Source organism: Bradyrhizobium zhengyangense (assembly GCF_022012555.1).
Lineage (GTDB): Bacteria > Pseudomonadota > Alphaproteobacteria > Rhizobiales > Xanthobacteraceae > Bradyrhizobium > Bradyrhizobium zhengyangense.
Window position 1 is genome coordinate 232,542 of the sequence record NZ_JAKLTZ010000009.1, and the last position, 14,981, is coordinate 247,522.

9 protein-coding genes are annotated in these 14,981 nt (G+C 59.2%); 5 read left to right on the forward strand and 4 right to left on the reverse strand.

The annotated features are described in order from the left end of the window. Genes L6639_RS29615 through L6639_RS29625 form a run of 3 tightly spaced genes read right to left on the reverse strand, consistent with a single transcriptional unit; the run spans nt 1 to nt 6,068 of the window. Complete coding sequence (locus L6639_RS29615) at nt 1-3,456, reverse strand: indolepyruvate ferredoxin oxidoreductase family protein (protein WP_164933586.1); 3,456 nt, start codon at nt 3,454-3,456, stop codon at nt 1-3. A gap of 51 nt (nt 3,457-3,507) precedes the next feature. Further along, a complete protein-coding gene (locus L6639_RS29620; RefSeq protein WP_128930000.1) occupies nt 3,508-4,389 on the reverse strand; it encodes an SDR family oxidoreductase in 882 nt (293 codons plus the stop codon). After that, entirely contained in the window at nt 4,386-6,068 is a 1,683-nt protein-coding gene (locus tag L6639_RS29625) for an FAD-dependent oxidoreductase (RefSeq protein WP_164933585.1), read from the reverse strand. Before L6639_RS29625 ends, L6639_RS29620 begins: the two co-directional genes overlap by 4 nt. A 440-nt stretch (nt 6,069-6,508) precedes the next feature. On the opposite strand from L6639_RS29625, the gene L6639_RS29630 reads away from it, so the two are divergent. The 4 genes from L6639_RS29630 to L6639_RS29645 all read left to right on the forward strand — a co-directional run bounded on the left by L6639_RS29630 (nt 6,509) and on the right by L6639_RS29645 (nt 11,395). After that, a complete protein-coding gene (locus L6639_RS29630) occupies nt 6,509-7,156 on the forward strand; it encodes a PadR family transcriptional regulator (protein ID WP_128929998.1) in 648 nt (215 codons plus the stop codon). Nucleotides 7,157-7,322: 166 nt separating this feature from the next. After that, complete coding sequence (gene nhaA / locus L6639_RS29635) at nt 7,323-8,663, forward strand: Na+/H+ antiporter NhaA (protein ID WP_128929997.1); 1,341 nt, start codon at nt 7,323-7,325, stop codon at nt 8,661-8,663. Nucleotides 8,664-8,975: 312 nt separating this feature from the next. Next, entirely contained in the window at nt 8,976-9,980 is a 1,005-nt protein-coding gene (locus tag L6639_RS29640; RefSeq protein WP_128929996.1) for an IclR family transcriptional regulator, read from the forward strand. A 458-nt stretch (nt 9,981-10,438) separates the two neighbouring features. Continuing rightward, the gene (locus L6639_RS29645; protein ID WP_164933584.1) at nt 10,439-11,395 is read left to right on the forward strand and encodes a fumarylacetoacetate hydrolase family protein; all 957 of its coding nucleotides are present in this window, start codon (nt 10,439-10,441) and stop codon (nt 11,393-11,395) included. A gap of 233 nt (nt 11,396-11,628) precedes the next feature. Here the strand turns inward: L6639_RS29645 and L6639_RS29650 are convergent, their stop codons facing one another. Then, nucleotides 11,629-12,372 carry an SDR family NAD(P)-dependent oxidoreductase gene (locus L6639_RS29650; RefSeq protein ID WP_128929994.1) on the reverse strand — a complete coding sequence of 248 codons (744 nt, stop codon included), beginning with the start codon at nt 12,370-12,372 and terminating at the stop codon, nt 11,629-11,631. A gap of 495 nt (nt 12,373-12,867) precedes the next feature. Here L6639_RS29650 and L6639_RS29655 point away from each other — a divergent pair, with 495 nt between their 5' ends. Beyond that, nucleotides 12,868-14,979, forward strand: a complete 2,112-nt coding sequence (locus L6639_RS29655; protein WP_164933583.1) for an FAD-dependent monooxygenase — start codon at nt 12,868-12,870, stop codon at nt 14,977-14,979. Nucleotides 14,980-14,981 lie beyond the last annotated feature (2 nt).

A 14,981-nucleotide genomic window follows, 5' to 3' on the forward strand; every position in this document is an offset into this window, starting at 1 on the left:
TCATGCCTTTAGCGTAGTGCGCGCGCTAGCGTCCAAGTGAGGCGCCGCATTTTCGTAACCTGCGAGCGCCTCCCCAAGGCGCCGCCGGAACAATTCGATCGCCTTTTGCTTCACGTGGCCGAAGCCACGCACCTCGAGCGGTAGCTCAGCAATGGCGACAGCCTGTGGAAGCGATGCCGCTGACAATCGACGGGGTAAGCGGTTCAAGGCATCGATGAATTCGGCGATCAGAGCACGCTCGGTGCGGCGCTCGGCGCTCCTTCCGAAGACGTCGAAGGGTGTTCCGCGCAAGATCTTCAAGGCCGCCAAGATTCTGAAGACGGGCAAGATCCAAGCTCCGAACCGGATCTTGCGCGGCTCTCCCGTTGTCTTGTCGCGGCGAGACAGAAAAGGCGGTGCAAGATAGATTGACAGCTTTGCGAAGCTATCAAACTGAGATCGGACTGCCCGCTCGAACTCTCCGCTCGTATAGAGTCTGGCAACCTCGTACTCATCCTTGTAGGCCATCAGCTTGAACAGGGATCGCGCAGCAGCCAGCGTTAGCGAATGGCCAGTATGAACCTTAGTCTCCGCCTCACGGATGTGGTTGATGACATCAAGGAAACGCTGGCTGTAGTCATTGCTCTGATAGTTGCGAAGAAATGTCGTAAGATCTTGGATCTCCGCCTCAGGGGTGCGCTGCTCAGTCTTTTCGGCCAGGCCTGCTGCAACAAAGACGAATTGAGGGTCGGAAGCTAACCGACGCCCCCACTCAAGCGCAGCGAGATTTGCCTCCTTGGCGGCGCCATTGAGTTCGATCGCCTGGTGGAGGTCCTCAAGGTTAAGGCCAAGCCAGCCTTTCTGATAAGCGCACCCGATCATCATGAAATTGGCGGCGATCGAATCGCCGAACAAAGATTGTGCCAAAGCCGTGAAGGGAAACACCGCGAAATGTTCCGGTTCAACTTGTGTGCTCAGCCGTCTCGTCAGCAAACTCGAATTCACGACGGCCTGACGATTAGTGACGAAATCTCCAGTGATGGACACGTCAGCATTGGCGAGGACGCGGCTCCGCCCTCGGTTGAGAGATGCCATCACGTCCGATGCATTGCCGACGATCTGGTCGCAAGCCAGGAGAAGGTCACAGTGCTCCGCTGGAATCCGCAAAGCATGAATGGGGCCGCCAAGATGAACGTGACTTGTAACCGCCCCGCCCTTCTGAGCCATTCCGATCTGGTCCAGCACCGCGGCCCCTCGACCTGCCAGGTGTCCGGCCATTGCCAGCACCGCGCTCGTCGTCACGATTCCGGTCCCACCTACGCCGGCAAGAAGAATGCGGCTGTGTTGCGGCGGCGCAGCGCTCACCAGGGGCAGCAATGGTTGGTCGATCGTAAGCTGCGGTTTTGGCCCGCGGTTCACACGGGCACCCTCGACAGTTACGAAACTGGGACAGAAGCCTCGAATGCAACTGAGATCGGTGTTGCAGCTCGATTGATTGATTCTTCGCTTCGTACCTAGTGGAGTGTCGACCGGCTCCACGGATAGGCAGTTTGACTTGATCGAGCAATCGCCGCAGCCTTCGCAGACCAGCTGATTGATGAAGACGCGGCGGCTGGTTTCCTTCAGTTGGCCACGTTTGCGTTTCCGCCGGCGCTCGGTAGCACACATCTGGTCATATACGATGATGCTTACACCCGGTTGGGCTCGCAATTTGAGCTGTACGGCATCAAGTTCGTCGCGATCCACCACCTCTCCCGCCAGGGAGTGGACCTCGGCATGCTCACGATAGGACGCCAGATCATCGGTGACCAAAATTATTGTGCTGACGCCCTCGGCCCGGAGCTGGCGCAGAAGCCGCTCGAGGGAAAGGTCGCCATCGACTGCTTGACCGCCTGTCATCGCGACAGCACTGTTGTAGAGCAGCTTGTAGGTGATGTTCAGCTTAGCAGAGACCGCCTGGCGGATTGCGAGCAGGCCTGAATGGAAATACGTGCCATCGCCCATATTCGAAAACACATGCGATTCGTCGGTGAACGGAGCGAGGCCGAGCCAGTGGATTCCCTCGCCGCCCATCTGGGAATAGCTGAACGTGTCAGGGCGATTGCGCGCGGCTAAACCGTGGCAGCCAATCCCAGCGAGAGCTCGACTGCCATCTGGCACGGCTGTCGACCGGTTATGCGGACACCCGGAACAGAAGAATGGACGCCGGGATGCGGGCACATCTGCAAATCCGCGTTGGTTCGTGTGCCGGCGCAAGCGTTCGCCTCGTGCTGCTACGACCTGATCACCGGATATCCTTGCGATGACCGCCGCGATCTGGACAGCAATCTGCTCGGGCGTTAGATCGCCCGTTGCAGAAAACATCGGGTGTTGCTCCGGTCCACATTTGCCCCAAACCGAGGGAGCCTGTGACCGGCCGTAGAGTATAGACTTTACTTGGCGCTCGATCAGCGGCGCCTTCTCCTCCACGATGACGAGCTCCTGCAGGCCTTCGGCAAAGGCTGTGAGGCCCTGAGGCTCTAGCGGCCAGATCATCGCCGGCTTGTAGAGAGCCAGCCCGAGCTCGATCAGCCGTGAATCGTGAAGGCCCAGCAGGTCGAGTGCTTCGCGCAAATCATTCCAAGATTTGCCGGCCGCGACGAAACCGACCCGCGCGTCCTTAGGCCTCACCGCGACGCGATCGAGACCGTTTGCCCGGACATAAGCAAGCGCAGCCGGCAAACGGAATTCATGCTGCCGCCGTTCCTGATCGAGCGGCAAGTCAGGCCAGCGGTTATGCAGGCCAATGTCCGGCACAGTGACGTCGGGCCGAACGGGCAAATTACCTAATTCTGCGGCCGGCACGGTGCGTGTACTGTCGGCCACTTCCGTCAGCACTTTTAGCGCAACCCAAGATCCCGTCAGCCGCGACATGGCAAAGCCGTGGAGTCCATAGCTGACGATCTCGCCGGGATCAGCCGGGTAGAGCAGCGGGAGGAGGAGACTGGCGACAGTCTCGTCGCTGTAGCAGGCGACCGTTGAGGATTTTGCCAGATGATCGTCACCCACGGCGACGACCACCCCGCCGTTCGGCGAAGAACCTTGCGAGTTGCCGTGCCTAATCGCGTCCGCCGCGCGATCCAGTCCAGGGCCCTTGCCGTACCACAACGCAAAAACACCATCGACCCGGGCGCCGGGTGATTGATGGATCTGCTGCGTACCGGCCACGGCGGTGGCCGCGAGTTCTTCATTGACCGCCGGCTGCACCACAATCTTTTGGTCGCTCGTTAGCCGCTTCGCAGAGGCAAACGCGGCATCGAGCGTACCAAGGGGTGAACCCCGATAACCGCTGACGAAACCCGCGCTCGACAAGCCATTCATCCGATCTCGCTCGGCCTGTAATAGCATCAGGCGGACGAGCGCCTGCACTCCGCCGAGGAGAACTGTTCCGCCGCGCTTGGAATAACGATCATCGAGCGAGATAGAGGAATTACTCATTCGCAACTCCATTGGATGCGCTGGCGCAAAAGACTTTCCGGCACGCCGGCATTAGCTCCGTGCGGTATCGATAGCGGAGCTGATCTGCACGCCGGGTGGGGCCGGCAAGTCGCCCGGAACGAACATGTCTCCCATCAAAGGCAGCGCCGGATCCACGCTATAATGCGTAAACTCGCGCACCCCCTCGTCATAGAGCACCGTGTCGTCAATCAGAAAGTTGCCCGTGAAGGCGCGCGCAGGCTTTGAGAGGATGGCATGGGCTGCGTCGGCCATGCTCTCCGGCTTGCGGCAATGACGCATTCCGTTCTCTCCGAGCAATGCAAATTGGATGGCAGCCGTCGCAATGGCGGTTCGGGGCCAGAGAGCATTGACAGCAATACCGCGATCGGCAAATTCCGCGCTCATGCCGAGCACGCACATGCTCATGCCGAACTTCGCCATGGTGTAGGCGGTGTGCGGCGCGAACCACTTGGGCGTCATGTCAAGCGGCGGAGATATCATCAAGACATGCGGATTAGCTGCCTTCATCAGGTGCGGAAGGCATGCCTTGGTAGTGATGAAGGTCCCGCGTGCGTTGACTTGAGCCATCAAGTCGAAGCGCCGGATATCCGTTTGTAGGGTGCCGGCCAGATGGATCGCTGATGCATTATTGATGCAAATGTCGATGCCGCCGAACGTCTTTGCCGCTTGGGCAACGCCGGCCTCGACGGAGGATTCATCACGGACGTCGACGGCCAGCGGCAACGCCCTGCCCCCAGCTCGCTCGATGGCTTCGGCGGCAGAATAGATCGTGCCGGGAAGATGCCGGTGCGCCTCGACAGTCTTGGCTGCAATTGCAACGTTGGCGCCGTCTTGCGCGGCTCGCAGCGCAATGGCGAGCCCAATGCCTCGGCTTGCGCCGGTAATGAACAGGGTTTTGCCGGTCAGACTCATGAGGCCACGCTGCCCATGCTCAAGGGAAGCGTTCTTAATGCCGACGTGCCCTGCACGCCGCCCGCGCCGCGGATGCGATCAATGAGCCGCGCCGGCTCTTCAGGAATAGCGTCCCCAATCCAGCTGATGTGTCCGTCCGGGCGGACCAAAGCGTAGCGGCGCCCGTAGACGGCGATGGTGTTTGGCTCCGGGATGAGCTGATGACGGATTGGCAGCCCAACCGCGTGCGCCGCACGGGTCAGACCGCCCACAGCAGCACCCACCTCCGATGCGAACTCCAGCAGCACGAACCCACGACCGAATAAGTCTAACGTGGAGTGGCCCGGCGAGAGCCAAACATGAGGTGCGCGGCCGCCGGCCTCGGCTACTTGCACGAAGTTCGCGACATCGGGCTCGGCTCGTTCGAACGATTCAGCGACGACGATCGGCGAATTGCGATAGACCGCCCCAAGATGAATTCCGAACGACCTCCATTCCCGCTGCATGGCCTGCTGGGTATAGGCTCCTGTTGCGCGCCGCGCCGTCTCGCCCGCAGGGCCTTGGTCGAGCAGCATCGGCTCTGGAGGAACCGAGCGCATCGCGGCTAGGTTCGCGGACGCCTGCGACACGTTGCGCATGGCGATCGGGCGCCGCTCTGTGTCGTAGCTTTCCAGGAGTGTGGGGCCGCCCCACCCCTCCAACACAGCTGCGATCTTCCATGACAGATCAACCGCCTCGGCAATGCCCGTATTCATGCCGTATCCGCCGGTCGGAGAGAGCTGATGGGCCGAATCGCCGACGAGGAAGCAGCGCCCGGAGCTGAACTTCGGCGCAGTGATCTCACGACGGGACCACGGCAACCAAGAGAGCACCTCGTAGTCAACATCGGCTCCGATTCCTCGTCGCACAAAAGTGTTGATCTGCGCCTCGCTCCAATTGGGCCAGGTCTCGTCGCCGAGCAGTTGAAGCCGCCAGGTATCGCGCCCGTCTATATTGACGAAGCTTCCCCAAACCCCCTCAGGCCCGACTAACACGTACCGATACGCCCGTTGGGCGAGCGTCTTCTGCGCCAGAGCCGGACACCGAACGAAGATGTTCGTGCTACAACTCAATACCTTGCTGTTTGTCGGACCAAGCGAGAGTCGCTGTGCGACTGTGCTGCTTGCCCCATCGCAGGCGGCAAGGTACTGCGCACGCACGCATAGTGGTTCGCCACCAAGCAGCGGGCGCACGTGAGCGATGACGTGGTCGCCCTTGTCCTCGAATTCCTCTAGGCGGTGCTGATACAGCAACTGGTTGGTCGAGTAGCTCGAAGCTGCGTTCTGGAGTACGGGGTCGAAAAAATTTTGAGGGCATAGCTCGTGCTTTTGCGGGCTAAACGGTGGCGGGACCGCGTGCGCTTTATCAGGGTAGACATCGCGCGCCAGTTCGTGGCCGAGGACCCCCGTCGCATAGACGATGCTGACCGGCAGATCGCGAGGAAACCCGGCCATTTCGATGGCCTCGACAATTCCCCAGCGTCGGCAGAATTCCATAGTGCGAATGCCGACATTGTCCATGCGAGGATGAACCATCCGGGCCGTCGGCCGCTCCTGCTCTATGAGCAGCGCTTCGACACCGCGCCAACCGAGATCGATTGCAAGCGACAAGCCGACCGGCCCTCCGCCGACTATCAAGACGGGCGTATCGATCGTTTCCACGGACATTCCTCCTGAATTGAACTGCTCGCCGGAGACCGTCTGGCCGCACCGGTCAATGGGCTGCGGCGCTAGAGGTGGTGTTTCGGCAGCGACCGAGGCTTTCCAAGAGGCATGCCCCTGCCCTGCATTTTTGAGAATTGGCCGGGCGCGCTGCTCTCCGGAACGTCCCTCTGCGGGCATGCCACTCATTCTTCAGAGGCCCTCGCAATAACCCGAACGCCGGCTGCGCAACGGGGCTTAGTGGGCATTCGACGCCGGGAAGCATCGATTTCCTCCATATGTCATATATTACATATGTGAGTAACAGGCGAATGTGCATATGTCAAATGTTGCCGATGGTAAAAGCTCGCCCTCCAGACTATGCAGGGTCAGGGCAAGGTCACTGAATGCTCCGTAAGAGCGTGATTGTGCTTGGAGATTAGGCGAGCTTGGAACTAGCGATGGCGAAGAAGAAGACGACCGTAAAACGGAAGGCCCCTGCGGCAACTCCTCCAGCAATTCCGACGCTTGGTTATGTCATTCTGACGAGCTTGGCCCACCATCCTCATACCGGTTATGAGCTGACTCAATTGATGGGCCCCCCGCGCAATTACATGTGGGAGGCCAAGCACAGCCAAGTCTATCCGACGCTGCAGCTGCTAGCGGAACACGGCTATGTCACGTTCGAGGACATTGCGCAGGAAAGCAAACCGGACAAGAAGGTCTACGAGGTTACGGAGCGCGGCCTCGAAGCTCTCAAGGAGTGGGCGAGAAAAGGTCCGACCCATGTGCCTGTCCGGGACGAGTTCAGCGTAAAGATGGCGGCATTGCGGTTGCTTCCGCCCAGTGAAGCTGTGGCCGTGCTCAACCGGCAAATCGAGCTCGTTGAAGGAGAGATAGCGGCCATCAACCTACACTTGGTCGATTTTGTTGATCGTTTCCGTTTGCCGGAGCCGGCACAGAGCAATCATCGCCAATTCTGCCTGCTATCTGCCATTCGACTCTCGCGCGACCTGAAGCTGACGGCTATGGAAGCCTATCGAAAATTGGCCGGCGAATTGTCGCGCGCCACTGAGCCAGCCAAGGCATCTAGAGCACAGTCAAAATGAAGACCCTCGGCAGTTTACAGCCATCTGCCGCTGGCCCTTGTTCCAGGGTCTCGTCCCGACGTTGAATTGCCACCATTACCCTGTATAGGGACGCATGGGTGTTCGCTGCATTGGGGCGGCGTCAGGTAACGCGATGGTCGGGCCGCCACGCGGACGATCTGCGCCTATGAACCACGATCCTAAATTCGGCGATCTTCCGACAGCTCAGCGATTGGCAGAACAGGCTGCGAACACACTTAACCGATTTCTGCATATTGAGGCAGTAAGCGGCGCGGTGCTTCTCGTTGCAGCAGCCGCGGCCTTGATCTGGGCGAATTCGACCGCGGCCCCGAGTTACCACCTCTTTTGGACTCTCCCTGTCACCATTGGCCTTGGTGAGTACGTCTTTTCCCAGTCGCTGCATTTCTGGGTGAATGACGCATTGATGACCGTCTTCTTCCTTGTTGTGGGCATGGAGATTCGGCGGGAGGTTCATGAGGGCGCACTGAGCCGCTTTGACCAGGCCGTTCTGCCGCTGATTGCTTCGGCCGGTGGCGTCCTCGTTCCCGCGCTTATCTATCTAAGCCTCAACAATGATGCTGCTCGGGGACACGGCTGGGCCGTGCCGACCGCGACGGACATCGCCTTTGCTGTTGGCGTCCTCGCCCTGCTTGGACGAAGAATCCCGGTCAATGTGCGAGTGTTCCTACTCGCTCTAGCGATCATCGACGACATCATTGCGATTTTGATCATCGCCGTCTTTTACACCGAAACTCTGCAATTAGGCGGCCTTGCTATCGCAGCCGTTGGCGTTCTCGGGGTCTTGGGATTCCAGCGGATGGGGATCGGTGCGGCATCGCCATATGTGGTGCCAGGTTTGTTGGTTTGGGTCGGATTGTTCGTTGCCGGGGTCCACCCAACACTTGCTGGAGTGGTGCTCGGGTTGATGACTCCGGCTCGCCCCATAGCGATGCGAGAACCTCCGCTGGAGGTGGCGTCGCAAGCGCTCGGACAGTTGAAAACTGGCGATGCGATGAAAACAGGAGATCTGCATTTGTTGCAGCAGCCGTTGCGCGACCTTCGCATAGCTCACCGTGAGATTTTGCCGCCCGCGTCGCGCGTGCAGATGGTACTTCATCCGTGGGTAGCTTACGGAGTGATGCCAATGTTTGCGCTGGCGAATTCGGGGGTCAGCATAAAGGGCGCGGATCTACCCGCTGCCGGCCTGCTGGTGACGATGGGCACCGCACTTGCTTTGATAGTGGGAAAGCCGCTTGGCATTTTCGGAGCGGCCTGGATCGCCGTACGATCGGGGTTCTGCTGCCTTGCTCCCGGGGTTTCTTGGGGCGGCGTCTTTCTCGTCGGACTGCTAGCGGGCATCGGCTTCACCATGTCCATCTTCATCTCGATGCTGGCCTTCTCCAGTGAAGGTTTTTTAAGGGCAGCAAAATTGGGCGTGTTGTTGGGCTCGGCCATAGCCGTGACGCTCGGCCTTGGCTGGGGCGCCTTCTACGTGCGACGTTCGTGACGTCGGTTCGTGTCCTTCCAGGCTCGGCACGGCCCGCGATATCGTCGCTGTCACGATCATCGGTCCGGTTTGTTGATCCGACGTAGCCTAGCAAAACCTGCCACCGCGCAGGGCGACATCGGCTCTTTTGCGCTTCCAGATCGGCTACTCCAGCAGAGGAGCTACCAAAGTTTGCGCTCTCACACGGCCATTCAGCCGGCAGTAATCTTGATAGGCTGCCCAGTTGTGCCTGGCGCTTGAAACAGCCCAGCGGCCGGTTAGTTTCTCTCGGGCTTTTAGCCACTCGCTCCCCAAGTCTCAACCGACCGCCGCTTGAAGCACGGCACGGAACCGAATAACGATCTTGATCCGAACCACGGCGCAGCCACCGCTATCAAAGACATGGCCCGAAAAAAGAACCTCCGCTCGGATCCGAAAAAAGCTAAGGGCCTTCCAGCTGGCGGCAGGCTCCGGTCAAAGGGAATGCCGCTGCGTGAACGGGAGGACGGGGAAGAGGCCGGCAACGGCATCCGTGCCATGCTCGTTGGTCTATCAATGCTACAGGCGATCGCGAAGGAGCGCCGGCCGCTTCCGCTTAAGGATGTTGCCACCGTCAGCGGACTCAGCCCGAGCCGGGCTCATAGGTATTTGTCAAGCCTGCTCGCGGCGGGCTTTATGGAGCAGGACGTCAGATCAGGCCATTACGCTTTGGGGCAAGCCGTTGTCGAATTAGGATTGGTTGCCCTCGGTCAATTGGATCACATTCGGATCGGCGTGGATGCGCTCGTCGCCTTCAGTGAGGAGACCGGCTTTGACGGACATCTCTCCGTTTGGGGCTCATTTGGTCCGACGGTGGTGCGTTGGCAATCCGGACGCTTGGGCTATCATTTCCGGATCGACGAAGGCCGCGTGCTCCCGCTCTTATGGTCGGCAACCGGGCGCGTGCTCATGGCCTATCGCGAGGGAGGGGAAATTGCCCCGCTGGTGAAGCAAGAGCTTGCCGTGTGGAATCGCGAGAACCCCGAACAGCAGATTCGGCGCCAGGACGTGACGCGCATGTGTGCGGCGGTTCGCGAGTTCGGTCTCTCAGCATCGGTTCCATCGCAGCAACGCAATGGTCTGCTCGACCCCGTATTTCCCACAGTCATCAGACTAGGATTGGAAACCACAGCAGCGCCGATTTTCGATCATCGCGGCCGTGTGCCAATGGCCCTCACGTTTTTTGGGTCAGTCCATGGTTCGTCCATCAATAGCGAACCTGCACTTCAAAAGAAGCTCCGCGCCGCCGCGCAAGCAGCTTCGCGGCGCCTGGGCGGCCTAGCCGAGCCGCCAACTTAGGAGCATTGGTCTCGCAAGAGCCAGCAGTTGGACGAATGTTGTGGAAGTCCAATCATTGGCTTGCCGCTCGACACGCCGCGCCGCAGCGTCCACATTCGGTCATGGAAGCCAATGGCCGCAGACGAGGTGAAGCCGAGCGCAGGTGGCGGGCTCGCTCCTTCACTCCCCTCCCGTCAGAGACTTGGCCGCGAGCTACGGTCCGGTCGCCTTTCCGAGGCCGCTCTCCTTACCGTCATGCAAGCCCCGACCTGCCATGCTTTACATCAGAGTATTCGGTGCTTCGCTGTGCAATTCGAGTAAAAAATTGCGCTGTTCCAGCGCTTGCAAAATTCCATACTATTTTGATTGGTGGGTTTGACGCCTAGTGACATTGCGTCGGTCGCGACGTGCAGCGTCGGATGCGCCTTGGTTTATGCACCTTAGGCGGCGGCTTTCAGCGGGATGCGAGGAGTACTTCGATGAAACTAGCTTTGTTCAACGAGTTCATACCCGGGGCAATCAAAGAGAATGAAATTGTCGACATCACAAAGCCGGTTTCCGCGCTCGCGAAATGCGGGCCTCAATACCTGATGGAAGGTCTGATGACTAACTGGGCGACCTACCGGCCGCTCTTGGAGGATTACGTGTCGCGCACGAAGGGCCGCCCAGTCTCCGAAGTGCGGCTGAGAGCGCCGCTGCCGCGACCATCTAAAATTCTGTGCGCCGCAGCGAACTATAAAGAGGGGATCGAAGGCAATATCAGCGATCTTGAGTTCTTTCACAAATCGCCATCTGCGATCATTGGCGATGGCGACACAATGATTCTTCCTAAGGTCGAAGTGACCATCGTCCATCACGAATTGGAACTAGGCGTGGTCATAGGCAAGACCTGCAAGGACGTCTCGGAGAGCGAAGCGTTGGATTATGTTTTTGGATACACGATCGTTCAAGACGGGTCCGCACGCGGCATATTGTCGAACGGTCAGATGTCATTTTTCACGCAAAAGAATTGGGATACGTTTGCGCCTCTTGGTCCCTTGGTCGTGACAAAGGATGAAGTGCGGGACCCTCACGATCTGCAGGTCCGGCTTTGGGCCAACGGCGAGCTACGGCAGGACTACCACACAAGTGACATGGCCCATCGAATCCCGGCGCTCATTCACAAGGCCTCGATGTTCAATACGTTCTTCCCAGGCGATATAATCGCGACAGGCTGCAACCGTCAGGGTTTAGGTCCGATGCAGCATGGCGATACCATCGTTCAGGAAATAACGGGGCTCGGTCGGCTGACGACGTTAGTGGAGGACCCTCTCAAGCGCAGCTGGCCATACGGCGTCGATGCCGAGTTTGCAGACTTCGTGAAGAAGCCGCGCACCCAGCGTGGCGCTCTGGGGCCGCCGCGGATCGTCCCCGCGAATTCGCGGCTGCCGACCTAGTTCAAGCGGTCCGACCCGCGGTTCGCACTGTCAGATCTTTCAAAAGGGCTGAGCGGGCTTGGCAGCGCGCCATGCCTGCTCTGTCGACACCGAGCCATCGCGGGCCTGTCTAGGCCCGATCTCATCTGCAAATTAGGCTGGTCGCCTTATCCAAGCGTGCCAGCCTTAGCCTAGCCGTCATGATCCAGTGTCGACTGGACAGGTGACAAGTTCCGTTCGGTAGGACCTCCCTATCACTGATAGGCCCGACCTCCGTCGCAGACATAGTTGCTGCCTGTGATGTACTGAGCCTCCGAACTGACCAGGAACAGCAAGAGATTTGCTATTTCTAGGGGAATTGCCAGCCGCCTCAGCGCGTACCTCGCCAGAAAAGCGTCTTGTTGCGAGGCTGACTTTCCGGCCAAAAATCGGTCCATCATCTCAGTATCGACGGCCCCCGGGCAGACGCAGTTCACTCGTATATCGGGCGCCAACTGGGCAGCAAGTGTCTTGGTAAATTGGATGACGCCGGCCTTTGCGGCTCCGTACGCCGCGCTGCTTACACCGGGTCGTATACCTGCCAGTGCCGACACGTTGACGATGGCTGCTGCTCGAGTCTTTCGAAGATGTGGCAATGCTGCTCTGCAGACCAGGTAGTGAGACGTAAGGTTGGTGCGAAGACTCGCGTCCCAACGAGCTAAGTCGATATCTTCTAGAACAGCGGCCTCGGCATTGCCGACGCAATTGATGATACCATCGAGACAGCCCATAAGGGCCGCGGCGTCGTTCACCGCGGCAAATGCTTGCGCCTCGTCGGTAAGATCCGCCGCAATAGCGTGTCCTCGCGTCAACCTGGCGACCTCTTTCAAGCAATCGAGCCGCCGTCCGACAACAGTCACCACCGCTCCTTCCTCGGCGCATCGCATGGCGGTGGCATGGCCGATTCCGCTTCCGCCGCCCGAGATCAAAATGTGACGTCCAGCCAGACGGCCAGCCATTATTGTTTAACCTCGCTCGCAGCAGGGTCGCATCGATTGGTGCACGTCGCACTGCTATGTGGCGGCGGTGCGCTTTGAACGGCCCCGCATAGTGGAAAGCTGCACCGAACAGGAGAGATCAGCTGTTTCATAGGTCAGCAAAAGTTGTGTAGCGGCGGGCGTATGCATGCCGCAGGGCTTGAGGGTATCGCCGGAACTTACAATCGGTGCGACTAGCGGAATAGGACAATACTGCGCCGCATACTTGTGCGACGGAAAGAGTTTGGCTTGGGGTTTGCCGCCAGGACTGGGCGCTGCTTGACAAACGACAGAATAGGAAACACGTTTACCAAAATGACAAGGCGGCAGCGCGACGTAGGTCGATGATTGACCGGGCAGTGAGTAGCCCGGAAAGCTCGCCTTAACCCGCAGCGCTCTGGTCGGTTCGACGACTGGTGAGCTTAACCTGCGAATAAAGGATATCGGTCACAGATGTCCAACTACGGGAGGATGGCTATGCGTGCCCTGATTGTCGGAGCCGGAGTGGCCGGACTGGCTACGGCGGTTGCTTTGCGTCGTAACGGCATCGACGTGACCGTCATCGAGCGAGCGGCGGAGTTAAGCGAGGTTGGAGCAGGTGTTGTCCTTGGACCTCATGCTATGCGCGTTCTTGAATCGCTGGGCATTGCGGCGGAGATAAAGCGCTCGGATGAGCCGCCCGAGACGATTACATTTTATGATATGGTGAGCGGTGAGGTACGCAATCGCACCCAACTGGGCGAAGCGGGAGCCAAGCTGTATGGCGCCCCGCTTTACAAGACGCATCGCCGCGATTTGATCGACGCTCTTGCAAGACATTTGGACGGAACGGAGATCCGGCTCAACTGCTCTGTTGTCGATGTGAAGCAAGATGATCGAAGTGTTACCGTCATTCTCGAGAGGGGTGAGGCTGTTCTTGGCGATCTCCTAATCGGAGCCGATGGCCTGCGTTCCAAGGTGCGAAGCGCAATTTTTGGAGAAAGCGAGTCGATATCTACGGGCCTCCTCGCCTGGCGGACCGTTCTACCAACGACGCTTCTCAGCAAAGCGCTAACATTGGATACCAATGTGTGGAGCGGTGCGGGTCGCCACGTGGTTTGCTATCCGATTCGTCGCGGCAAACAGTTTTATGCAGCCTTCTACGTACCTGCCGATGAGATCCATCGTGAGGACTGGGCCACAGCTGGGGATGTCGCGGATTTGCGCGCCTCATTTAAGGACGCCTGCAAAGACGTCCGAGAGATCACTGAGGCTGTAACCGAAGCTTTCATCACGGCGATCAATTATCGTTATCCCCTGCCAGAATGGCATCGCGGGCGAATAGTTCTGATTGGCGACGCGGCCCACCCGGTGCTGCCGACATCCGGCTCCGGTGCGGCGATGGCGCTCGAAGATTCGGTGGCGTTGGCGGCTTGTTTGCACCGGAGCGGGAGCAACTTGGAAGCCGCTTTTTCCGAGTTTCAAGCGCGGCGGAAGCCGCGGACCACTCGGTTGCTTCACCAAAGTCGCGGCGATCTTACGGCATTTCATGAAAAGGCACCCGAGCGTCAGGCGGCTTACGGACGGATGGGGCGGGGCATGCTGAAGCTCGACCAAGCTGGGTATGAGCGGTTTGCGTGGCTCTATGGCTATGATGAAGTCGCCGAATCAAACAAGCCATTCGACCTGTTTAACGCCAGTCCATTGGTGCGGCCGTCGCGGCCGGCCGCCGCCCGCGCGTTCGATCTTTGGTCGAATGCTCTCAAGTTCGAAGATGAAGACTGGATGAGCGAACGGGCTGCTTACGAGCGGTTCATGTCGAGTCTATGTGCGTTGCCAGAGGATGTGTCGGTAGAAACCGTCGACTGCGACGGGGTGCCTGCGTTATGCGTCATTCCCCCCGGCGGGAAAAGTGGTCCTGCCGTTCTTCATCTTCATGGGGGAGGATATGTGTTTGGTTCGGCTAAGAGCTCGGTTTTGCTTGCAGCTGGTCTAGCGCGCGCGATCGGTGGCTGGGCGTTGGTACCCGAGTTCCGACTTGTCCCGGAACATACGCCAATGCAAATGCAGGAGGATGTGCGAGCGGCCTTTGCGTGGCTTTCGCGGCGCGCAGACCCAGTTGCAGTCAGTGGCGAATGCTCGGGCGGTGGTCTTGCTTTAAGTCTCGCCGCAAAGCTCCGTCACGAGAATGTCACTCGGCCCGCCGCCCTTTATCTCCTGTCGCCCTTTGCCGATCTCACGCTGACGGCGGCCAGTATCGACGGCAATAGACGAACCGAGCCCTGGATGACCCGGCGGCGACTACTGACTTTGGCTGGTGCGTTCATCCAAGACCGAGAGCCCGATGATCCCGCCATTTCGCCGCTTCGCGGAAATCTTGCCGGGCTACCACCGATGCGCGTCTTTGCGGCGCGTGGAGAAGCCCTCGCTGACGACGCTCGTGCATTGGTCGCTGCTGCTAAATCGGCGGGCGGAGATGCCGAACTGCACTTGTTCGACGATAGCATTCATAGTTTTGCGCTGTTCGAGTTTCTGCCGGAGACGGACGAGTTCTTTCGCGCGATTCGGCGCCACGCCCACTCCAACACTTACGTCGGGGCGACGCCATAGGG